Source organism: Dehalobacter sp. MCB1 (assembly GCF_003590275.1).
Lineage (GTDB): Bacteria > Bacillota > Desulfitobacteriia > Desulfitobacteriales > Syntrophobotulaceae > Dehalobacter.
In genome coordinates this window covers 124640-146228 of record NZ_LXPC01000001.1, presented here as the reverse complement: position 1 = coordinate 146228, position 21589 = coordinate 124640, and the positions used below count along the sequence as shown (strand labels likewise).

The following is a 21589-nucleotide window of genomic DNA, read 5'->3' as shown; positions in this document are numbered from 1 at the left end:
CACAAAGCATTAATGATTTTGCTGAAAAAATATTTGAAATAATTTCTAAATCAAAGGGAATAAAATGTATACTTTTGTAGTATAATCAATTTATATATTAATGCAAATGCGAACCATTTGCAAAAATAGGGGAAATTAGCTGATGACTACTAAGACCGCAAAGACGGCTGTGATTGATAAAACGGCAATGAATAGGAAAAATAGGACCAATAGGACAAAAATGTTTTTTAAGTGGGCGAAACCTTTTTGCGCGGCTTTGCTGGCAATCATGGTAACCTTAAGCGGGTGCGGTGCAAAGGAGAGCGCAGCGGTGAATACGGATGACAGTCGAGGATCGCTGAAAATTGCGACTTCGTTTTATCCGATCTATCTATTCACTTTAAACATCACGAAGGGTATCTCGAATGTGACCGTCGTCAATATGACCAAACCGACAACCGGCTGTCTCCACGATTATGCCCTGACGACCGAAGATCTGAAAAGCCTGGAAGATGCCAAGGTTCTGGTGATCAACGGCGCGGGAATGGAATCATTCCTGGCTAAGGTTACAGGGCAGATGCCGGATTTGAAGATCATCGACGCCAGTGAAGGGATTACCCTGATTCAGGATGAGACAGGGAAAAATCCGCATGTGTGGCTGAGTATATCTAAAGCGATCAGACAGGTTCAGAACATTGGCGATAAGCTGGCGGCACTTGATCCCGAAAATGCTGAAAAATATCAGGAAAATACTGCAGAATATATTGTGAAGCTCGAACAGGAAAAAAATAAAATGCATCAGGCCCTGGATGGGGTAAAGAACCGGGATATCGTGACTTTTCATGAGGCATTCCCGTATTTTGCCGAAGAATTCCATTTGAATGTGGCAGCAGTGATCGAGCGGGAGCCCGGATCAGAACCCAGCCCAATCGAACTGACTGAAACGATCGAAAAAATCAAAACATTAAAAGTTAAGGCTTTGTTCGCCGAGCCTCAGTATTCTGCCGATACGGCAGAGACAATCGCCAATGAAACAAGTGCCCGGGTCTATTATCTTGACCCGATCGTCACAGGCCCTTTGGAAGCGGATGCTTACATTGATCTGATGGATAAAAATCTGCAGACGCTGCAGGGGGCTCTCCAATGAAAAATAAATGCTGCAATCATGAATTATATGAAGAATGCGGATGCGGCTTATGCCGTACGAGGATCAACCACCTCGGGGTAACGCTGAATAACAAAGAAATACTGCGGGATATCAATCTGGAAATATACTGCGGCGATTTGACTGCGGTGATCGGACCGAACGGAGCCGGTAAGACAACCTTGTTTAAAGCTATCCTCGGTGAAATTCCACACACGGGAACGATTGAATTTCTTGATCCTAAAGATAACCATAAGGGCCGTCCGCTCATCGGCTATGTCCCGCAGAAACTTGATTTTGACAACAGTTCGCCGGTCACTGTGCTGGACTTGTTTACAGCGACTTACAACCGTTTTCCCGTCTGGCTCGGTTCTTCTCAAAAAACAAAAAAACGCGTTCAAAAGAATTTAACGCTTGTGCAGGCTGAACATCTGCTTAACAGAAGACTGGGTGCGCTATCCGGAGGGGAGTTGCAAAGAGTATTGCTCGCGCTGGCGCTTGACCCCGTCCCAAATCTCTTGTTTCTTGATGAACCGGTGTCGGGTATCGACCAGAAAGGGTTGGAACTATTCTATGATATTGTGTCCAGGCTGCGTCAGGACTATGACTTGTCGATTATTCTTGTTTCGCATGATCTGAATCTCGTGGCCAAATATGCAGACCGCGTGATACTGCTGAATCATGCGACCATCGAATGCTGCGGAACCGCTGCTGAAGTCTTCGATAACGAGAAAGTGATTGAAACATTTGGTATGGGGTGGGCCAAAGGAAACGCTGAATCCAAAAGAAAAGAGGAAGAACAAGCCAATGATCGAACAATGGTATAGGATGCTTGATGCCTTACTTCCTCTAGGCTGGCTGGAATATGATTTTATGAAGAACGCCCTTTTGGCTGTTCTTCTGGTGACACCCATTTTGGGCATCCTCGGCACAATGATCGTGAATAACCGGATGGCCTTTTTCTCAGATGCGTTGGGACATTCGGCGTTGACAGGTGTTGCGGCGGGAGTTGTACTCGGGATCCAAAGCCCTTTTTGGGCTCTGCTGGTTTTTTCGGTGTTGTTTGCGGTTGCGGTGATTAGTGTTAAAAATGCCAATACGGCATCGACGGATACGATTATCGGCGTATTTTCCTCAACGGCAGTTGCATTGGGTATCGTGCTCCTGTCACGCAACGGCGGCTTTAGCAAGTACTCCGGGTATTTGATCGGGGATCTGTTAAGCATAACCCCTTCAGAGCTGGGAATTTTAGCCCTGATTTTTGTGCTGGTGCTGGTGTTTTGGGCAGGCTGGTTCAACAAGCTGCTGTTGGTAAGTGTCAATCAATCCCTGGCCAAAAGCCGGGGAATTCATGTCCGCTTTTATGAATTTGTATTTGCCATCGTGATCGCCGTTGTGGTAACGTTCGCGATTCGCTGGGTAGGCATTCTGATTATCAGTTCCCTGCTTGTCCTGCCTGCAGCCGCTTCCCGGAATATCGCGGCAAATACGAGGCAGTATCATGTCTTTGCCGTGATCATCGCCTTGATTTCCGGTCTGGCAGGACTGATCCTGTCCTATTTTTGGGGAACGGCAACAGGCGCCACCATTGTTCTGATGCTTGCGCTATTCTTCGCCGGGACATTTATCTGGAAAGTTTCAACAAGATAAGATCTACGATGACCATTCTAGTAGAACGCTTTGGAAACAAGTAAACTATCCAGCATTCAAATTGATCCAATTATGGCATGCAGACGAACTTAAACAGGCTGATAATCAGTCTGGGGGACACAGTTCTGCTGTAAGCGGAGCATGGAGTGCGTAGCGCGGCCTTTTGTGCCATGGATGGCACAATGGCCGGAAAGCAGTATTGTGACCCACAGACTAGCCCTAATAAATACGTGAAAATAATTTGAGAACGTTATACCAGTGAATTATAGTGTATAATAGGTATACTAATTTTAGAACTACCGATTGAAACAATAGTGACGATAGAATGTGCTTACCGCGTTATTTAAGAAAGGACTGACCAATCATGTGCAGAGAAAAAACACCTTGGGAGAAATGTGCTGAATTTCATGGACACGAATGCATGGGGCTTGCAATTGGCTTCAGACAGGCGTTTATCGGACTCGATGCGCTTGGTGTAGTGAGAGCGGCCGATGAAGAACTGTTTGCGGTCGTCGAAAACGATGCCTGCGGTGTCGATGCGATCCAGGTACTTACCGGCTGTACGCTCGGAAAGGGCAATCTGATTTATAAGGATGCCGGCAAACAGGCAGTCACGCTGGCCAACCGCAAATCCGGCAAAGCGGTCAGGATTTTAAGGAAACTCGGCAACAAACCCGATGATGAACAATATACTGAATTGAAAGCAAAAATATCAGCCGGTTCAGCCAGTGATCAGGAAAAGGCAGCTTGGGGGACTCTGCAGAAGGAAAGAATTGAAAAATTCCTGGCTGCGCCTGCGGCTGAATTATTTACGGTTACCGAAGTAACTATGCCCCGGATTGAACCGGCCAGAATTTTTCAGACAGTCGTATGCTCTCAATGCGGGGAGCCATTTGCGGAAGTCAAAGCACATCTGGCCGAAGGAAAAATCATCTGTTCCGATTGCAATAAGACTTATACCAGGGGATGGCGTTAACCAGGATTATTTAGATGTCAGACGGTTGTTAAAACAAATATAATTTTGTTTGACAGCCAAAGAATTTATACGGTATAATGAACGAAACTCGATAGTAACTTTTTGGAGAATGTAAAATGCTTAGTGGTAAGAGAATGGTAGAACAAATCAATACTTTTGCGTTTAGAAGCTTTAGCCAGTGCTATTATTACTTTTATTTTAGCACCGGTTATTTTTGGTTGTTCTACAATCGAATACTTTCTCTCTTCACTAATGAGCATCCGGCGGAAAATTGCCTTGCGGCCTGACCCCGGTCGAGAGGAACCAAAGTTGAAATACGATACTGTTACAGAAGGCTCATTAGAAATAATGGGTCTTCTGTTTTTTACTATCGGAAAGTATCACATCTTTCTGATAGATATAAATATTTAAGCTTGCGTAGTATCATGTAAGTAAGTAGGACAGTTTAAGGAGGTAGGAAAAATGATTATTGTAATGAGGCCGAAGACGCCGCCAGAGGAGATCGCGAAGATGAAACAGAAGATATTGGACCTGGGATGTGAGGTTCATGAGTCTTTAGGCGTGAACTACCATATTCTTGGGTTAATCGGAAATACCAGCAGCATTGACCCGGACACGATGCATGCAAATGATTGGGTTGAAAAAGTTATTCATGTCCAGGAGCCTTTTAAAAAGGTTAACCGTTTATTCCACCCGGAAGATACGGTCATCAGTGTCGGGGACAGAAGAATCGGCGGCAATACCTTTACTGTGATTGCCGGTCCGTGTTCGGTAGAAAGTGAAACGCAAATCGTCGGCATTGCTGAAGCGGTCAAAAAATCCGGGGCTGCTTTTTTAAGAGGAGGCGCTTTTAAGCCGCGTTCCTCACCGTACAGCTTTCAGGGTTTACGAGAAGATGGTCTGGAACTTCTGAAAATAGCCAGAAACAAGACAGGATTGCCGATTGTATCGGAATTAATGTCGACCGAATATCTGGAGAGATTCGTTGAAGACGTGGATATTATTCAGATCGGCGCCCGCAATATGCAGAACTTTGAACTCTTAAAAGAAGTCGGAAAAATTCAAAAACCGGTGATTCTAAAAAGAGGGTTATCCTCGACGATTGAGGAATTATTACTTGCTGCGGAATATATTTTGGCGCATGGCAATGAGAATGTTATTTTCTGTGAAAGAGGCATTCGGACTTTCGAAAATTACACCCGAAATACGCTTGACCTGACTGCTGTGCCGGTGATCAAGAAACTGAGTCACCTTCCGGTTATTGTTGATCCAAGCCACGCGGCAGGGCTGTGGTGGCTTGTCGAACCGATGGCTAAAGCAGCGATGGTCGTAGGTGCCGACGGTGTCATGATCGAAGTGCACAACGACCCGGCCAATGCCAAATGTGACGGGCAGCAGTCTATCAAACCGGAGAGATTCGAGGCTTTAATGGATTCGTTGAGACAGCTGGCGGTTATACAGAATAAGATTATTTAATCAATAATATGATCCCTGGAGGTGGATTTCTTGGAAGAACCGGACTTTGGTAGTATGGAAATTACGGTAGTGGGTCTGGGACTTATTGGCGGATCATTCGCCATGGCTTTGAATAAACTAAAACCAAAGAAAATCTGGGCAGTCGATGTTAACATCAGCGTACTGGAACAAGCAGAAAAAACAGGTGTGATCAGCAAAGGATTCACGGAGGCGAGCATCCCGCTGCAAAGCTCGGATGTTGTTGTGATCTGCATCTATCCGGAGCTTGCCGTTCAGTTTGTAAAAGACAACCTGGCTTATTTTAAACATGGTGCCCTGATTACGGATACAGCAGGACTCAAAGAACAAGTCGTTCAGGAGATCAGTTCAGTCTTAAGGGAAGATTTGAGCTTCGTCGGGGGACATCCGCTGGCTGGAAAAGAGTCCAGCGGATTTGCCTACGCTTCTGAAGAGATTTTCCTGGGGGCCAACTATCTGATTACCCCAATCGACGGCACGAAGGATGAAAGCTTGAGACTGGTGGAAAGGTTAGTTATTGGTCTCGGCTGCAGACAGCCGATCCGGATGGAACCCCATAAGCATGACGAAATTATTGCACTGACAAGTCAGCTTCCTCATGTCATTGCTGCTGCCCTGATGAACAGTTCCGGCTCCGAGGATACCGGCAGCCTTGTCGGAGGCAGCTTCCGCGATGCAACGCGGGTGGCGAGAATGAATGCCGAACTCTGGAGTGGACTTTTACTTGAGAATAAAGACAATATTTTAGAACAGATTGACGTGTTCACCGAAAGCGTTCGGATGATCAGAGCAGCGATCGCGGAAAAAGACCGGAATTCGCTGAAAGAAATGCTTGAAAATGCCGGCCGGGGCAGAGAAAAGTTTTAAGGAGAGATTTTTTTGACGTGCTTACGATTGCAGCCTTCAACTTTAACAGGGGAGATCAGGATACCTCCTTCTAAAAGCATCAGTCACCGGGCAGTGATATGCGCCGCGCTGGCTGAAGGAATCAGCAGCATTGACAATCTTGTCTTCTCCGAAGATATTTCCGCAACCCTGGCGGGTTTGGTGTCTCTGGGTACGACCGTCAGGGAAGTCTCAGCGGACCCTGGTGAACCAGGCGTACTTTGTCTGGAAGGAAACCCGAAGCTTCAAATCATCCAGGAAACGATCAACTGCCGGGAATCAGGATCCACGCTGAGGTTTTTGATACCCCTGGCTACACTGACGGGGGGGCCGGTGACCTTTGCCGGTGCAGGCAAACTGGTGGAGCGCCCACTGGATGCGTATTATGAGCTGTTTCAACTGCACCGAATTGAATATCAGACCCGGGACGGTTATTTGCCCTTGACGATCAAGGGGAGGTTCTCACCGGGTGAGTATAAACTGAAAGGCAATGTCAGTTCTCAATTTATTACTGGACTTATGTTTTTGCTGCCACTCCTGGACGGAGATTCCAGAATTGTCGTTACAACGGAACTGGAATCCCGCGGTTATGTTGACCTTACCATCGATGCGCTGGAAAAGTCGGGAATAACCGTACAAAATAACGCCTACCGTGAATTCTTTATTCCAGGGAGCCAGCAGTATAAAGCAATTAATTGCCGCATTGAAGGAGACTACTCCCAGGCTGCGTTCTGGCTGGTGGCAGGTACACTGGGGTCCGGTCTAAAATGTTTGGATATTAACGCTCAATCCTTGCAAGGGGATAGGATGATCCTCGATATTATGTTGGCGATGGGTGCCCGAATTGTTTGGACGGATGATAGTTTGGGAGTCCTGAGCGCCCAGACTGTGGGAACAGTGATTGATGCCGGGCAGTGTCCGGATCTGGTTCCTGTACTTGCAGTTCTTGCTTCTTTAAGCAAAGGAACAACCAGAATCATCAATGCTGGAAGACTTCGCATCAAAGAATCGGACAGACTCAAAGCAACGGCATCAGAGCTGAACAAACTTGGGGCCAGGATTCATGAGCTGCAGGAAGGGCTCCTCATCGAAGGGGTAGAAACCCTGCATGGAGGAACAGTCGACAGCTGGAACGATCACCGGATTGCAATGGCCCTCGCTGTGGCCTCTATCAGGTGTACTGAGCCAGTGTATTTGACCGGAGCCGAAGCCGTTAAAAAATCATATCCGCATTTCTGGCAGGATTTTTGCAAATTGGGAGGTAGAGCTGATGAGTGGAACATGGGGTGAATACCTCAAACTATCGCTGTTTGGGGAATCACACGGAAAATGCATCGGGATTGTACTCGATGGTCTGCCGGCGGGATTAAAGCTTGATTTGCCCTTCATCAGCCGGGAACTGGCCAGGAGGGCACCAGGGAAGAATCCGCTTTCAACCCCGCGAAAGGAAAAAGACGAATTTGAAATCCTGAGTGGTTTCTTTAAAGGAACTACGACCGGAGCCCCGCTCTGCTGTGTGATCTGGAATAAGGATCAGCACTCCGGGGATTATTCCGAATTGAAAGACACGGTGCGGCCCGGCCATGCGGATTATACCGCGATGGTAAAACACAGGGGCTTCAACGATTATCGGGGTGGAGGCCATTTTTCCGGCAGACTTACAGCACCGCTGGTATTGGCTGGCGCGATTGCCAAGCAAGTCCTGGAGAAGAAGGGTATTATGATCGGCAGCCATATTTTAAATATTGGCGGCATAAGAGAGGATCATTTTGACAGCCTCCGAATTGATTCAGGGCTGCTTTGGAAACTGACAGAGCAGGAATTCCCGGTTCTATCGGAAGAAGCGGGTACCCGGATGAAACAGGAAATTCTTCAGGCCAAAGCTAAAGAGGACTCTGTCGGCGGTGTGATTGAGACTGCCGTAGTCGGTTTGCCTGCCGGTCTGGGGTCGCCATTCTTTGATTCAGCTGAAAGCAAGATTGCCCATCTGTTGTTTGCCGTTCCGGCGGTGAAGGGAGTCGAATTCGGCGCTGGGTTTGCAATTACGCAGATGAAAGGATCCGAAGCCAATGATCCGTATGCTCTCGTAGATGATAAAGTAGTGACGCTTTCCAATCACAATGGCGGAATTCTTGGAGGGATCACGAATGGCATGCCTTTGCTATTCCGGGCTGCCGTGAAACCGACACCTTCGATTGGCAAAGTGCAGCAGACGGTGAATATGGCCTCCAGGGAAGAGACGCAAATTACGGTTCAGGGGAGACATGATCCTTGCATCGTTCCTCGAGCGGTTCCTGTCGTAGAAAGCGCCGCTGCACTGGCCTTATTGGATTTGATGATAGAAAAGGATGGGGTAACGTGGATGAACTAAAAAATCGAAGATTGCAGGACCTCAGGTCTAAGATAGATGAAATCGATACCGAACTGCTTCGTCTTTTTGAAGCAAGAATGGAGACCGTCATTGAGGTAGCTGAATATAAGATTTTGAACAGCATTAACATCTTGGATGAATCCAGGGAGAATAAAGTCCTGCAAAAAATTGAGCAGGTCAGAAACAAGGATCTGGTTAAGACGGCAGAAGAATTCCTCAAAGCCGTCATGAGTATTAGCAAAGGTGTTCAGGCTGAACGCTTTTTCAGGCCAGAAACCGGTGCCTGGCAGGAAATTTCGGAAATTGAAGAGGAGTCGGAAACCGGAGAACTGGGGAAATCTGTTTCGGGAAATGTGATCGGGTTCCAGGGAATTCCGGGTTCCTATAGTGAACAGGCGCTTAAGGAATATTTCGGGGAAGGCAAGAATGCCAAGAATTATGTGGACTTTGAAGATGTGTTTCAGGCGTTGGCTGCAGAAGAGATTGATTACGGGGTTCTTCCGCTGGAAAATTCGTTTACCGGCGGTATTGCCGACGTCTACGACCTGCTTTGTCAGTTTGGGTTTTATATCGTTGGTGAAAAATGTATCCAGATCGATCATAACCTGCTGGCCATTAAAGGAACAAAACTTGAAGATATCAGGGAAGTATGCTCCCATCCCCAGGGCTTTCAGCAGTCCGGTATTTTTTTAAGAAAACATCCCGAATGGAACCAGGCGACCTGCAGCAATACAGCAGTAAGCGCCAAGAAGGTCGCCGATGCAGGTTCAAAAGGCCTGGCATCCATTGCGAGCAGGCGAGCGGCGGAGCTCTATGGCCTGGACATTCTGGCTGAAAAGATTAATAATAATCCGGCGAACTTTACCCGGTTTATCATCATCGGCAGAAAACCTGAGCTTAGAAGTGCGTGTAACAAGATCAGTCTCGTTGTTGCCATTTCCCACGAACCAGGTTCATTGTACAGGGTCCTCAGTCACTTTGCCCGCAACGGGCTGAATATGATGAAAATTGAATCCCGTCCGATGACGGATAAGACCTGGGAATATCTCTTCTATATTGATTTTGAGGGTAATCTGAATAATCGTGTGGTCAAGAAAGCAGTTGAGGGGATAGAGAAAGAGAGCGCTTACTTCCAGATGCTCGGAAACTATCCGTCGGATAAACAAGACAGGTAAAAATAATAAAATAAATAATAAAACTGAATATCAAGTTGTTTCAGGGATCCATTAATTCTTAATTACCCCAGATTAACCCGATAAGTCGATCACCGGAGTAAACTCGATATTCAGTTAATAAAATTGAGAAATGAGATCGGAGGCGAAACGATGATTGTTGGCCATGTAAACGAATTGGCAGGGATCCCTATGCAGGGCGCAGGAATACAGGGTGCCACCAAAAAAGTACTGGTATCTCCCAAAGAAGGCTGGGAGGGCTGGACGATGCGGCTTTTTGCACTTGAACCGGGCGGCTTTACACCCAGACACACGCATGATTGGCCCCATATTAATTATATTGTATCAGGCGAAGGAACGCTGCATTTAGACGGTCAGGATTACGTACTGAAGGAAGGCGCTTATGCCTATGTTCCCGGAGGCGCTCTTCATCAGTTTCGGAATCATTCCGGGAAAGAATTTTCATTCCTATGTATCGTACCGGAAGAAGGAGATAAGTAAGGCCATAGGATGAACCTCTCAATTTTTTGCATCAATTATACTTCAGAAAAGCGCCTAAGAAAAAAGTCGGTATATTCCGGCTTTCCTTAGGCGCTTCTACCTGTATAGTGACTCATAACCTTTTGAACAAAGTTTCTTGTTTCGGCAGGCATTTTAACAAGGTCCTCCGGCCCCTGGACGCCTCTGGCCCGGATTGTTCCTGATCCGGCATTATAGGCAGCCAGAGCCATTTCCGTGGATCCGTAACGGTCGATCAGCTGCCGTAAATAACGCGTTCCGCCGTCAACATTCTGTTTAATATTATAGGGGTCGGTTACGCCCAGTCCTGAGGCTGTTGCCGGCATTAGTTGCATTAGGCCGATTGCGCCTGCTGAAGAGACCGCGTTCGGGTTAAAGGATGATTCCTGACGAATGACGGCTGATATCAAAGATTTTTCCACACCGTATTTTTCTGAAGCTCCCGTAATCGCAGCTTCAATTGAAGCATCAATCGAAGACGCGTTGAAAGAGCTGTCTGTATTACTCGTGTTGTTCGTGTTATTCATATTGTAAGCACTGTAAGCACTGTTGTATGTCTGCCCGGATGAGGTCATGTTATTTGTTCCTAGGAAGTCCCCGGTTCTAGTCAGGCTTTCGGTTCCGTCTCCTGTGTTGAGCAGTGAATTCTGCAGATTGATAAGGTTATAGAGATAGAGCATCTGCATTTGGTCAGACGTGTTAGAACGATCGGTTTGATCCATCTGACTTGACACATCCGTCAGATTTGAAAGCGCCGACAGATTTGACAGATCTGAACTGTCTGTCAGGTTTTTACCCAAAGCCCCGATGTTCAGATCCGATGTGACATTGCTGTCTTCTTGCATGGTCTCCAACAGCATTTTATAAACCATCTGAAAAGCTTCGGAGTTTTCAGAAGTGCCTTCCAGGGCCTGGACCATATTTTGAAGCTGCAGCTGCAGCAGTTCGTTTTGAGCATCGATTTTCATACGATCACCCCGGTAATCTTGTTTCTAGCAAAATGGAAACGTACTGTTTGTCTTGACTATTATTATGCGATGAACAGACGCTGAAAGCAAGCATGGGATTGTCTTAATTTACCTGGACAATTTACTGCGGACTTGTTTTATAATAGATGAGTACTTATACAATACAACTGCAGCAGGTGGGATAATAAAGGTGAAACCTCTTTTTGAAAGATCGACGACCCTATTCGAGAAAATTTTCTTAACCTTGGTTATATTGAGTTTAATAGCATTCTTGGTTGGCTGCAATGTGGATCTGGACATCCTTGTCTATGCGGGATTCGGCGCGTATGTCATCCTTGGTCTTTTTGCTTTTATACAGCCCAAAAAAATGATGGAAGTACTGAAAAAAGAGAATGAAGACTTTTTAGTCAGAAATCAAAAAAGAATCCCGCTAATTAAAACAGGATTCAAATTTGGTGGATTCACACTGGCCGTCCTTGGGATAGCGCTCGGCTACATTTTTACTGTCTATTATTAGTCTTGCCTGTGGGCCTCGTAGGGATTTCCTTACTAATTTCGTACCGAATTAAGATTTGAACCCGGTTTCAAACGCTCTGATCAGGGCGTAAGCCGCATCAGCGCGGGTCATAGGCTGAAGCGGATAAAATTTGCTGTTGTCCGCTTTCAGAATGCCGAGACCCGTGGCGAGTGAAGCGTATCCGCGCTCTTCAACCGGGACATCATCGAAGGAAGTCTGGAACAATGGGCTCAGCGCGGCAATCTTTTCGAGTCCGAGGAAGCGGACGATGATTTGGCTGCACATTTCTTTGGTAACGATTTGGGACGAGGCCAGGTTATCCTGAATCCATCCTTCTTCTTTAGCTTTTTTCATGACATCGGTATCGGAAAGATTGTTTTCCGAACCGTTTTTTATTGTGTAAAGAGCCCGCAGGAAGGCACTGGCGGTGATATTTTCGGTCGGCCGGAACTGGCCTCCGTATTCACCGAATAATCCAGCCATTCCCAGCACGGTGATTTCTTTTTCCGCAGTGTTTCCGGCAATATCCGTGAAGATATGAGCCTGAGGCTGATCTTTTAAGGAATTTCCCTGGAAATCCAAAAATGATCCGGTTCTGGCATCCATCAGGTCGGAGGTTTGACTGCTTTCTGAGGAAGGCTGATAGACAAGACGGACTTCCTTGGCTTCTCCTTGGTCGTACAACAGAACATAGGTCAATTGCATGGGTCTAGCCTGGAAGAGTATTCCCTGGACTTTGGCTGGAGACATTGCTTCCGACAATTGTGGGAAATCGAGATTCCACCAATTCAGATAATAAGAAGTGATTTTCTTCGTCTGCAAATCAACAGTAATGCTGATGTTATTGGAAGGAAACAGAATGCCGTTGACGATCCGTTCATAATTGAACGTGATGCTGGTAAGTTCTGCTGATTTGACGGAATCGGCTGTGTTGTCCGCATTGAGTTTAACCTGCTGAGATTTTGTTGGCTGGATTTTTCTGATAAAATCCTGCGCAATGGTCTGGGCCTGTTCGCTAGTAATCGCATTCAGGCTTCCGTCGGCGTTTGCGGAAGAGGAGTAAACAGAGAAAGAGATTAATTCGCCGCTGGCTGCATTGACCCTGGCATTAATCGTTTGGGCCCGGGGACCGCTTGGGGTTCCCCATTCAAAGGACCATACCTTTCCGCCGCGTAGACTGTAGTCCTGGTAAAGATTGATGCTTTTCAATGTAACGTTCGAAGGGATTTCCACCCACTGCTTGACGGCCGCAATCGCTTTTTCCCTGGTTAAAAGCTTCGCATTTTCGACGATTTCCTTTTGTTCCTGCGGCGTTAAAGGAACAGATTTGGCTGCGCTTTCAGCCGAACCCATTCCGCCGAGTGCCCGGTCATTCGTAAACAGCCATTGACCGGAGTTCAGGACCAAGGGTTTTCCGGTGAATGCATCGATTGTTCCACCATTTTTCAGGGTATAAACCAGCTGGACTTTCTCACTATTTTGTGCTGTGATCAATGGCTTATAAGCCGGTGCCAAAAAGTATTGCAGTTCCAGAAGTTTAGCGGTATTAAAGTATTCAGTTGCTTGCCCGGCATTGATGATATTATTCACTTCAGGGATCTTAAAATCATTCCAGATGATGTTATAAGCAGTGACCTTGCCGCTCGAAGCACTCACCTGTACACTGACTAGGTTGCCCTGAAACGGGATGCCGTTTTCAAACCGCTGCCAATTGTAGCTGTAAATGGTCTCGCCATAGAGATTGATCGGAACAATCGCCTTATTCTCGAGGAATTTCAATTTGGCATATTTCGGCCCGGTTAATTTTTGGACAGTAGCTTCCGCGACTTGCCTGGCCTGTTCCGGGGTTATCCGCGGAAGTGTATAGGCCTGATTGCCCTGGACAGACTGCCAGGAATATATGGACAGAATTTCTCCGCTGACAGCGTCGACCTGGGCTGAAAAATTACCACCGGGGCTGCCGGAAGTGTTCCAGTCCAGCGACCAAACCTGACGGGACTGATAATTGCTGAAGCTTGAAGTAAACTCGGTCAGTTCTTTAGGAATTTCAAAATTTTGTTTGACAATCTGCAAGGCTTGTTCCAGGGAGATTTTTGTTTCCGCCGAACCTGTCTGAGGCGTTCCCATATCAGCACCCAAAAGCGGTACCGGCAGCTGGAAGATCAAAACAAAAACCAGAGGAAGTATAAACCAGTGATGACGTTTCATTTTTCCAACCATCCTTTCACAACATTTTGATCTGGTTGCGTTTTCTTGCTAAAATAGACTGTATTAAGGCAGCGATTATGACGCAGCCGAAAGAAAATATTTCCTGCTTTTTCGCGAACGGATCTCCATGGAACTTTGAACCGGGGTGAACAGATGAAACAGAAGTTTATTACGGAAATCAAAAAACGTGAAGGCCTTGACGGGGCATATGTCGAAATTCCCTTTGACGTTGAGACGGCATTTGGCGCTAGACGGGTAAAAGTAAAAGCTACCTTTGATGGGGTGGAATATCAGGGGTCAATCGTCAGAATGAATGGAGTTTTTTTGCTTGGCTTGACGCAGGCTATACGCAGTAAGATTGGGAAGCGACCCGGAGATCTGGTAAATGTCGAAGTTGAAAAAGACGAGCATGAACGTACGATCGAGGTACCCGAAGACTTACTGGTACAGATGCAGGAGGCTCCGAATGCTTTGGCATTCTTTGAGAACCTCTCGTATACGCACAAGAAAGACTATGTCCTGTGGATCACCAGTGCCAAGAAAATGGAAACCAGAATGGATCGGATTCAAAAGGTGGTTGAAATGCTGGAGGCTAAAAAGAAAAGTAAATAACAGATATCTGATGATTAGCTGTCAAATATAGCTGTCAAATATGAAAAGTTGAGAATAGGAGAAAGAAATGGAACCATATTTGATTTCGACAAAAGAAATCCAGGTAAGTTATGCCGACACCGATATGATGGGCGTAATCTACCACGCCAACTATCTGAAATGGTTTGAACTCGGAAGATGCCAGCTGGTCGAAGATGCCGGGTATCATTATCTGGATATGGAAGAAGCCGGGTATTATGCTCCGGTCTATCAAGTCGAAGTAACCTATAAAAAAGCGGTACACTACGGTGAGCGTGTGTTTGTGAAAACCTGGGTCGAAGAAAATCAGGGTTTGTGGACGGTATACGGCTACAAGGTTGTTAACGGCAGCAGTGAAGTCTGCGCTGAAGGAACCACGAAACATATTCTGGTCCGGAAAGACAATTTTAAGCCTGTCCAATTCAAAAAAGTATTTCCTGAATGGTTTCGCCGCTACGAAGAAATCAAGAAGAAGTTATAACGATCATTTTTTGATGCCAGGTCCTTTTTGAATTGACTTTCTTGTCTTTATTTGGTGTTTATTATCGGAGTTGTTGTAACGCAGGTTACCGATTTTTAATCATTATTGCGCTAGAGTAAAGATACGCCAAATAACAGAAAATCAAGGAAAAAGGTGATAAAAATGATTAGAAAGATTATCGAAATCGATCAGAAAAAGTGCAATGGCTGCGGACTGTGTGTAAACGCCTGTCATGAAGGCGCGTTGCAGCTTGTTCATGATAAAGCCGTTCTGGTCAGTGATGCATATTGTGACGGACTCGGCGACTGCCTGCCGGAATGTCCGACAGGTGCAATTCAGATTATCGAAAGAGAAGCCGCAGACTATAATGAAGAGCTGGTTAAAGCGAAACTCACCCGAAAGAAAGAAAAATCCGGCTGTTCCTGCCCAGGCACCATGGCCGCAATGATCAAAAAAATACCCGCTGACCAGAAAAAACAGGATTCCGGAGACATCGGGGCTGAACGCCCTTCGGAACTCAGGCAATGGCCGGTTCAGCTGAATCTGATTAACGCGCAGGCATCTTACCTGCAAAATGCTGATCTGCTGATTGCGGCGGACTGTACTGCCTATGCCTATGCTTCTTTCCATGAGAAGTTCATGAAGGACAGAATCACGCTGATTGGCTGTCCCAAACTTGATGATAATGATTATTACACGGAAAAGATCACGGAAATCATCAGAATCAATCATCCGCAGAGTATCAAGGTGGTCCGAATGGATGTACCATGTTGTTCCGGGATTATACGGGCTGTAAAAACAGCCATGGTCCAGGCCGGCATTTCGGTGCCGTACGACGAAGTCATTATCGATTCACAGGGAAATATCTTGTAATTCGCTTTTTTTAGATGCAAACGAAAAAAGGATTCGGGCATGCCAATCAAGGGAGCATTCACCTGCAGGGAAGCTGAGATACATTGGTTCACCGGGTTAGTTCGACGATCGCCCGGGCATAAATCTCCGTGCAGTTAATCAGATGATCCGTTCCGATATATTCATCCGGCTGGTGCTCAATTTTGGGCATTCCGGGGAAGGAAGGACCAAACGCAACCGCCCGCTGAAATGCTTTGGCAAAGGTAGTACCGCCCATCCCAAGGGGATGGGCTTCTTTGTCTCCGGTATGATCCTGGTATACCTGAATCAGTTTACGAATATGCGGGTCATCCTCTGGGAAATTCAAAGACTCGAGCGCATCCAAAACCGCAAGATCTGCCTGGAAAACAGCGAATGCTGATTCCACAAGAGACCGGACTTCCTTCAGGTGATGGCCGGACGGAAAGCGCAGATCCATTTTCAGGTTGACGGAAGCCGGATCCATCCGGATATAACCGGGGCTTAACGTAAGCTTCCCGGTCAGCTTATCCTCAAGATAAAGGCCCAGGGCTTCGCCAAAGCATTGCATGCCAATTTTCTCAGCATAGAGCCTGATAAAGTTTTTTTGATCTTCATCAATATGGAGCCTGCTGAGAAATACGATGAGCTGGGAGATTGCATTGCTGCCTTCCTGACAGTTAAAGGCATGGACGGACTTACCGCGGGAAATAAGCTTGAGTCCTTCCTCGTGCTCCTCAGCTTGAAGGTCATACCCGGTCTCAGCAAGAAAAGTTTTTAACGCCTGGCGGACACTTTGGACCTGACTCAGATCAGCAGTCAGGACTGCCTCGCAAAAGTCAGGGACAATATTCAGGGAATCTGCTCCGCCGGAAAGCTGTTTCACTGTCATGGAAGAGCGCCCGTTTTGTCGGTTCTGGTAATTCTGCAGGCTCTGCCGGTTCTTATGGCCCTGCTGGCCGTCCAGCTGATTTGTATCTTTCCGGAATTCTTTTTTCAACTCCAGCCAGAGTAGTCCTTTTTCGGCACAGACAACCGGAAACACGGAATCAGGCACAAAAGAAAAATCCGGTTCTTTAATTTTTTCGAGCAGTTTAGGCGTCGTATTCCAGACATTTTCCTCGTCCAGACCAATAATGATCTGTACTTTGCAATAGGGATGGATTCCGGCCGTTTTGACTGCATTCAGCGCATAGAGCACGGCGATCGCCGGTCCTTTATCATCAATTGCTCCCCGCCCAAAGATTTTTTCATCCTGAAGATATCCTTCGAAAGGGGGATGATTCCAGCCGGTTCCCTCGGGAACTGTGTCCAGATGGACGATCATGCCAATGGTCTTATCTCCCTGCCCGAATTCGATGATCCCACCCAGGTTATCCAAATTAGAGGCATTAAAGCCCATTTTCTGAGCGAGACCGAGATAGAATTCCAAAACTTCGATGACCCCATCTTGCTGGCCTGTAATGCTTTTGATTCTGAGACATTTCTGGAGGGATTTGATCATATCTTCTTGCTGTGACGCGATAATCTGCTCAAGATTGTCCATAATTCTCCTATCAATAGCTCTCCTATCATTTCAATTATTATATTTTTTAGACTTGGTTTTCATGTTTTCGTATACCTTAATCTGACGTGCAAAATTCAACGGAAGGGGATTTGACACTTATAAAGAATTATGATCTTTATACGCGTTGTTTAAACATAAAAAGGAGTGGAAGAAAATGTTAGAGCGGACAGAAGAATATTCAATTTTATCTTTAAATGGGTTCTAAACCACATCATGCAAAGTGATAGACAACTGCAAGCTAAATAGGTTCATAAACTACATCTTAATTATATCTTATCTGGAAAGACCGATCTTCAGCAATGTTAATCGGTTTTTTTGACGGCCATTGAATCATTCGCGGAGAATCGCTTGACAGGCTTGCTGTTCTAGTGTACTATATAAATAGTAAACTAGTACTGTGAATAGAGGTGAGCATGTGAATTTTGAAAACAATGTACCCATCTATGTTCAGATCATGAACCATATTAAAAAGGATATTATCCATGGCAAACTGGACTTAGGGGAGAAGCTGCTTTCTGCGAGGGAATATGCCCAGAACCTAAATGTGAATCCCAATACCATGGTACGGGTTTTTGGGGAGCTGGAACGGGAAGGCATCACATTTACGAAGCGGGGAGTCGGGACATTTATCACAGAATCCAAAGAAAAGGTGGAAAATATGAAGAGGGAAATGGCCGAAGAGATGATTAGGAATTTTGTCAAAGGGATGCAGGAACTCGGATTCTCATCCAATGAAATGATAGCGCTGATAAAAAGCAGGCTGGATAAGGAGGCTGTTCAATGACATCTGTATTGATTGCTGAAAATGTCAGCAAAGGATTTTTTCGGAACAAGGCACTGCACGACCTGGATCTGGAGATTGAAGAGGGCAAAGTATACGGGCTGCTCGGGCCTAACGGCAGTGGGAAGACTACCTTTTTCAAGATTGCTGCGGGACTTTTTAAGCCAACCTCCGGCAGAATGACTGTTAACGGTCATCCGATCGGAGCGGAAACCAAAAAATGCACGGCTTTTATGCCGACGGATGATTATCTGTTCGGCTGGATGAAAATTAATAGGATCCTTGATTTTTATGCCGACATGTATGAAGACTTTGACCGGAATAAAGCACTGGAATATTTAACCTTTATGGAGTTGCAGGAAGATATGAAGGTCAGCAGCCTGTCTACAGGCATGAAAGCCAGACTCAAGCTGTCCGTGACGATGGCCCGGAAGGCCAGGCTATATCTGCTGGACGAACCTCTGAATGGAATCGACCCGATTTCCAGGGAAAAAATTATAAAGATGATCATGGGTGCGTTCTGTGATGACTGTGCAGTGATCATTTCCAGCCATCTGGTCAGTGAATTGGAAACGGTTCTGGATGAAGTAATTTTCCTGGATCACGGAACGGTCGTCTTGGCTGGTGACGCGGAAAAATTCAGACTGGAGAAATCCTGTTCAATTGAGGCATTGTATAAGGAGGTTTACCATGGTTAATCTGATTAAATATGAATTTATCCGAAAATGGAGGGTGTTGGGCATTTTTATGGCCATTGTCCTGATCCTGAATGCATTTGTTTTGGTGAAGCTACAAATCGGTGCGCATACACCCGAAGAACAGATGATCGTACTGGGGGCATTTTTTTCGGGAATACTTGGCATCTTTTTTGTGCTGTATATTATTGATGTGATTATGATGTACAGCCGCGATCTTGATCATAAGACGGGGTATATGTTTATGCTGACGCCGAACACTGGCTACAAGATCCTTGGGAGCAAGGTTATTACTGCAATATTGGAAGGATTACTGTTTCTACTGGTCTATATTCTGCTGCTTGCGGGAAATTTTATAGGGTTTTATGGAGAACCTCTGCGGACTTTGGTCGGGAGTGATCTCTTTTCTGAGGTCATCAGTCAAGTTCACCTGGAAGGGGTTAATCTGACTTCTTATTTTACAGTGAGTCTGTTGATGATGTTTGTATCGATTGTGGGCCTGTTTTTAATGATCTATGCTGCCATATCCATTCGTAAGAGCATTCTTGCTGAGAGGAAATTCGGCGGTTTGATCAGCTTCATCATCTTTATGCTGTTAGCCTGGGCTGATAGTGCCATAACAAACACGTTGACAGCAGATATCTTTAATGCCAATTCGATGATCGGTCCAGGAGTGCCAAGTTATACATTTCTTTCGATTCAAATTTTGATTCAGGTGGTGCTGGGTGCCGTTTTCTTTGGTGTCTCCGCTTACTTGCTTGAGAATAAAATGGATATGTGATAGAAGAAATATCTCAAATAATGAATAACAAAAAAAGCTGCTCAGACAAAGGTGATATGCTCCCCTTTGAGTAGACACCTGAAATAATAAAAATTCAGGACTACGCAAAGGGGAGTTTTTCTATGGGAAGAAGAGGAATTAGTTATGACAAGAAATTGGAAGCAGTAGAAAAATACAAGCGAGGAGAAGGAAGTCAGAAAAGCCTAGCGCAGGAATATGGAGTACGTCAGGCCAGCTTTCAACAATGGATAGCCAATTATGAGGCCATGGGTCCATCAGGACTGGCAATTGGACATACGAACAATAGATACAGCGTGGAACTAAAAAATACAGCAGTAGAGGCGCACCTCCGGGGCGAAGGAAGCCAAGTGGAGATATGTAAAAGATATAGCATCCGCAGTAAGAAGCAACTCCAAGATTGGATAACATTGTATAATGGTCATAAAGATTTTGGGGCTACCGGAGGCCAAGGGAGAGAGAGCTATATGACCAAAGGACGTGTGACCATGTTAGAGGAGCGGATAGAAATTGTCAGTTATTGCATAGCCAAAGGTAAGGACTATGACGCAGCAGCCGAGAAGTATGGGGTATCCTACCAGCAGATATATAGTTGGGTACGAAAGTATGAGGAAAAAGGTGTAAATGGCCTTATCGACAAGCGTGGTAAAAGCAAGTCACTGGATGAAATGACTGAGGTTGACCGTCTCCGAGCAGAAAACAAGATGCTCAAAGCTGAGAACAAACAGAAAGAAATGGAGATTGCTGTATTAAAAAAGGTCGGAGAGATCGAAGGGAGGCGGGGCTAAGCGGCGTTCGACAGGAAAGTCTTTACCTGGCTATAAAGGAACTGCATGAAAAAGAAGCATACCCAGTAGAGAACGTTTGTAGGATATTAGACCTGAACAGGTCATCCTATTATAAATGGCTCCACCGCAGTAAGAGCGCCCGTGAGTATGAGAACGAAGATCTGCTTCACAAACTTGGATATCTCTACGCTGAATTTAACGGGATATACGGCTACAGGCGACTGGCAGATGAACTCAATGCCAGATATGAGGCCGGATACAACTACAAGCGTATATACCGGCTTGCCCAATTGGTGGGCTTAAAAGCTATTATTCGAAGGAAACGTCCACAATACCGACGTTCTACGCCGGAAGTTACGGCAGAGAACATTCTGAACCGTAATTTCACGGCAGAAAAGCTTAACGAGAAGTGGCTGACGGATGTCACAGAATTTAAGTACGGAGATAATGCAAAGCTTTATTTGAGCGCAATCCTCGACCTTAAAGACAAAAGCGTTATATCTTTTGCCATAAGCCGTAGTAACAATAACCAGCTCGTTTTTGACACCTTTGATTTGGCTGTTGCTAAATACCCGAATGCCCACCCAATTTTTCATAGTGACCGGGGCCTTCAATATACAAGTAAGCGATTCAAGACCAGACTAGACAAGGCGGGAATGATACAAAGCATGTCGCGCGTGGGGCGCTGCATCGACAACGGTCCCATTGAAGGGTTCTGGGGCATTCTGAAATGCGAAATGTACTACCTTGGCAAATTCAAGGATTGCGACAGCCTGGTAGCAGCCATTGAGAGTTACATTTATTTCTACAATTACGAACGCCGGCAAAAGAAGCTGAACAGAATGTCTCCAATGACTTACCGCCAGTTGCTTGAAAACATTGCATAAAAAAACTGGACCCCATTCTGACGGAGTCCAGTGAAAACGGTTTTACTTTTTCATCTGTCTACTTGACAGGGTGCAGTTCAAGGTGTCTGCAGCAGCTTTTTTCTACGTGTATAATAAGTATAAGACAATGCTCGCGCAGGATACAAATGTCTTGGTTTCATCGTCATTTTAATGGTATAATTACACCAGTCAAAGCACCCTTAATCTT

General features: G+C 45.8%; 22 protein-coding genes. 19 read left to right on the top strand and 3 right to left on the bottom strand.

Annotated elements, in window-relative coordinates; genetic code table 11:
• Positions 1-142 precede the first annotated feature (142 nt).
• The 10 genes from A7K50_RS00715 to A7K50_RS00665 all read left to right on the top strand — a co-directional run bounded on the left by A7K50_RS00715 (position 143) and on the right by A7K50_RS00665 (position 10172).
• Complete coding sequence (locus tag A7K50_RS00715; protein ID WP_119774335.1) at positions 143-1126, top strand: metal ABC transporter substrate-binding protein; 984 nt, start codon at positions 143-145, stop codon at positions 1124-1126.
• Positions 1123-1950: a metal ABC transporter ATP-binding protein gene (locus A7K50_RS00710; protein WP_119774333.1), complete on the top strand. Its 828-nt coding sequence runs from the start codon at positions 1123-1125 to the stop codon at positions 1948-1950. Before A7K50_RS00715 ends, A7K50_RS00710 begins: the two co-directional genes overlap by 4 nt.
• Positions 1931-2773 carry a metal ABC transporter permease gene (locus tag A7K50_RS00705; RefSeq protein WP_020492944.1) on the top strand — a complete coding sequence of 281 codons (843 nt, stop codon included), beginning with the start codon at positions 1931-1933 and terminating at the stop codon, positions 2771-2773. Before A7K50_RS00710 ends, A7K50_RS00705 begins: the two co-directional genes overlap by 20 nt.
• A 364-nt stretch (positions 2774-3137) precedes the next feature.
• The gene (locus A7K50_RS00700; RefSeq protein ID WP_026156617.1) at positions 3138-3749 is read left to right on the top strand and encodes an FmdE family protein; all 612 of its coding nucleotides are present in this window, start codon (positions 3138-3140) and stop codon (positions 3747-3749) included.
• 462 nt (positions 3750-4211) lie between these two features.
• Positions 4212-5225: a 3-deoxy-7-phosphoheptulonate synthase gene (gene aroF / locus A7K50_RS00690; RefSeq protein WP_020492946.1), complete on the top strand. Its 1014-nt coding sequence runs from the start codon at positions 4212-4214 to the stop codon at positions 5223-5225.
• Between the two features lie 30 nt (positions 5226-5255).
• Positions 5256-6110, top strand: coding sequence for a prephenate dehydrogenase (locus tag A7K50_RS00685; RefSeq protein WP_026156618.1), 855 nt, complete (start codon positions 5256-5258; stop codon positions 6108-6110).
• 12 nt (positions 6111-6122) lie between these two features.
• The gene (aroA, locus tag A7K50_RS00680; protein WP_026156619.1) at positions 6123-7418 is read left to right on the top strand and encodes a 3-phosphoshikimate 1-carboxyvinyltransferase; all 1296 of its coding nucleotides are present in this window, start codon (positions 6123-6125) and stop codon (positions 7416-7418) included.
• Positions 7399-8499: a chorismate synthase gene (aroC, locus tag A7K50_RS00675; RefSeq protein WP_020492949.1), complete on the top strand. Its 1101-nt coding sequence runs from the start codon at positions 7399-7401 to the stop codon at positions 8497-8499. The genes aroA and aroC overlap by 20 nt, the downstream gene beginning before the upstream one ends.
• The gene (gene pheA / locus A7K50_RS00670) at positions 8487-9674 is read left to right on the top strand and encodes a prephenate dehydratase (protein WP_020492950.1); all 1188 of its coding nucleotides are present in this window, start codon (positions 8487-8489) and stop codon (positions 9672-9674) included. The genes aroC and pheA overlap by 13 nt, the downstream gene beginning before the upstream one ends.
• 150 nt (positions 9675-9824) lie before the next feature.
• On the top strand, positions 9825-10172 hold the full coding sequence (locus A7K50_RS00665) for a cupin domain-containing protein (RefSeq protein WP_083916828.1): 348 nt from the start codon (positions 9825-9827) through the stop codon (positions 10170-10172).
• Positions 10173-10258: 86 nt separating this feature from the next.
• Here the strand turns inward: A7K50_RS00665 and A7K50_RS14415 are convergent, their stop codons facing one another.
• On the bottom strand, positions 10259-11158 hold the full coding sequence (locus tag A7K50_RS14415; protein ID WP_020492952.1) for a lytic transglycosylase domain-containing protein: 900 nt from the start codon (positions 11156-11158) through the stop codon (positions 10259-10261).
• A 253-nt stretch (positions 11159-11411) separates the two neighbouring features.
• Between A7K50_RS14415 and A7K50_RS00655 the strand changes: the two genes are divergently transcribed.
• Positions 11412-11675 carry a hypothetical protein gene (locus A7K50_RS00655; RefSeq protein WP_243103595.1) on the top strand — a complete coding sequence of 88 codons (264 nt, stop codon included), beginning with the start codon at positions 11412-11414 and terminating at the stop codon, positions 11673-11675.
• Between the two features lie 48 nt (positions 11676-11723).
• Here the strand turns inward: A7K50_RS00655 and A7K50_RS00650 are convergent, their stop codons facing one another.
• Positions 11724-13883 (bottom strand): PepSY domain-containing protein, encoded by a 2160-nt coding sequence (locus A7K50_RS00650; protein ID WP_020492954.1) that lies wholly within the window; start codon positions 13881-13883, stop codon positions 11724-11726.
• Between the two features lie 153 nt (positions 13884-14036).
• Between A7K50_RS00650 and A7K50_RS00645 the strand changes: the two genes are divergently transcribed.
• The 3 genes from A7K50_RS00645 to A7K50_RS00635 all read left to right on the top strand — a co-directional run bounded on the left by A7K50_RS00645 (position 14037) and on the right by A7K50_RS00635 (position 15867).
• Positions 14037-14495: a YdeI/OmpD-associated family protein gene (locus A7K50_RS00645; protein WP_020492955.1), complete on the top strand. Its 459-nt coding sequence runs from the start codon at positions 14037-14039 to the stop codon at positions 14493-14495.
• A 67-nt stretch (positions 14496-14562) separates the two neighbouring features.
• Positions 14563-14994 carry a thioesterase family protein gene (locus tag A7K50_RS00640; RefSeq protein ID WP_020492956.1) on the top strand — a complete coding sequence of 144 codons (432 nt, stop codon included), beginning with the start codon at positions 14563-14565 and terminating at the stop codon, positions 14992-14994.
• Positions 14995-15156: 162 nt separating this feature from the next.
• Complete coding sequence (locus A7K50_RS00635; protein ID WP_026156620.1) at positions 15157-15867, top strand: 4Fe-4S binding protein; 711 nt, start codon at positions 15157-15159, stop codon at positions 15865-15867.
• Positions 15868-15955: 88 nt separating this feature from the next.
• Here A7K50_RS00635 and A7K50_RS00630 read toward each other — a convergent pair whose 3' ends face one another.
• Complete coding sequence (locus A7K50_RS00630; RefSeq protein WP_020492958.1) at positions 15956-17410, bottom strand: M20/M25/M40 family metallo-hydrolase; 1455 nt, start codon at positions 17408-17410, stop codon at positions 15956-15958.
• A gap of 436 nt (positions 17411-17846) precedes the next feature.
• On the opposite strand from A7K50_RS00630, the gene A7K50_RS00625 reads away from it, so the two are divergent.
• The 5 genes from A7K50_RS00625 to A7K50_RS00605 all read left to right on the top strand — a co-directional run bounded on the left by A7K50_RS00625 (position 17847) and on the right by A7K50_RS00605 (position 21381).
• On the top strand, positions 17847-18215 hold the full coding sequence (locus A7K50_RS00625) for a GntR family transcriptional regulator (protein ID WP_020492959.1): 369 nt from the start codon (positions 17847-17849) through the stop codon (positions 18213-18215).
• Entirely contained in the window at positions 18212-18910 is a 699-nt protein-coding gene (locus A7K50_RS00620) for an ABC transporter ATP-binding protein (RefSeq protein ID WP_020492960.1), read from the top strand. The genes A7K50_RS00625 and A7K50_RS00620 overlap by 4 nt, the downstream gene beginning before the upstream one ends.
• Positions 18903-19688: an ABC transporter ATP-binding protein gene (locus tag A7K50_RS00615; RefSeq protein WP_020492961.1), complete on the top strand. Its 786-nt coding sequence runs from the start codon at positions 18903-18905 to the stop codon at positions 19686-19688. Before A7K50_RS00620 ends, A7K50_RS00615 begins: the two co-directional genes overlap by 8 nt.
• Positions 19689-19810: 122 nt before the next feature.
• Positions 19811-20494: a helix-turn-helix domain-containing protein gene (locus tag A7K50_RS00610; protein WP_026156420.1), complete on the top strand. Its 684-nt coding sequence runs from the start codon at positions 19811-19813 to the stop codon at positions 20492-20494.
• Positions 20455-21381 (top strand): IS3 family transposase, encoded by a 927-nt coding sequence (locus A7K50_RS00605; protein ID WP_119774330.1) that lies wholly within the window; start codon positions 20455-20457, stop codon positions 21379-21381. Before A7K50_RS00610 ends, A7K50_RS00605 begins: the two co-directional genes overlap by 40 nt.
• Positions 21382-21589: the final 208 nt, after the last annotated feature.

Bases quoted from the DNA above. Each gene is read 5' to 3' on its own strand.
- A7K50_RS00610 (WP_026156420.1), top strand. From the start codon at position 19,811: ATGGGAAGAAGAGGAATTAGTTATGACAAGAAATTGGAAGCAGTAGAA.
- aroC (WP_020492949.1), top strand. From the start codon at position 7,399: ATGAGTGGAACATGGGGTGAATACCTCAAACTATCGCTGTTTGGGGAA.
- A7K50_RS00635 (WP_026156620.1), top strand. From the start codon at position 15,157: ATGATTAGAAAGATTATCGAAATCGATCAGAAAAAGTGCAATGGCTGC.
- A7K50_RS00645 (WP_020492955.1), top strand. From the start codon at position 14,037: ATGAAACAGAAGTTTATTACGGAAATCAAAAAACGTGAAGGCCTTGAC.
- A7K50_RS00650 (WP_020492954.1), bottom strand. From the start codon at position 13,883: ATGAAACGTCATCACTGGTTTATACTTCCTCTGGTTTTTGTTTTGATC.
- A7K50_RS00615 (WP_020492961.1), top strand. From the start codon at position 18,903: ATGGTTAATCTGATTAAATATGAATTTATCCGAAAATGGAGGGTGTTG.
- A7K50_RS00705 (WP_020492944.1), top strand. From the start codon at position 1,931: ATGATCGAACAATGGTATAGGATGCTTGATGCCTTACTTCCTCTAGGC.
- A7K50_RS14415 (WP_020492952.1), bottom strand. From the start codon at position 11,158: ATGAAAATCGATGCTCAAAACGAACTGCTGCAGCTGCAGCTTCAAAAT.
- A7K50_RS00710 (WP_119774333.1), top strand. From the start codon at position 1,123: ATGAAAAATAAATGCTGCAATCATGAATTATATGAAGAATGCGGATGC.
- A7K50_RS00715 (WP_119774335.1), top strand. From the start codon at position 143: ATGACTACTAAGACCGCAAAGACGGCTGTGATTGATAAAACGGCAATG.
- A7K50_RS00620 (WP_020492960.1), top strand. From the start codon at position 18,212: ATGACATCTGTATTGATTGCTGAAAATGTCAGCAAAGGATTTTTTCGG.
- aroF (WP_020492946.1), top strand. From the start codon at position 4,212: ATGATTATTGTAATGAGGCCGAAGACGCCGCCAGAGGAGATCGCGAAG.
- A7K50_RS00630 (WP_020492958.1), bottom strand. From the start codon at position 17,410: ATGGACAATCTTGAGCAGATTATCGCGTCACAGCAAGAAGATATGATC.
- A7K50_RS00700 (WP_026156617.1), top strand. From the start codon at position 3,138: ATGTGCAGAGAAAAAACACCTTGGGAGAAATGTGCTGAATTTCATGGA.
- A7K50_RS00640 (WP_020492956.1), top strand. From the start codon at position 14,563: ATGGAACCATATTTGATTTCGACAAAAGAAATCCAGGTAAGTTATGCC.
- A7K50_RS00665 (WP_083916828.1), top strand. From the start codon at position 9,825: ATGATTGTTGGCCATGTAAACGAATTGGCAGGGATCCCTATGCAGGGC.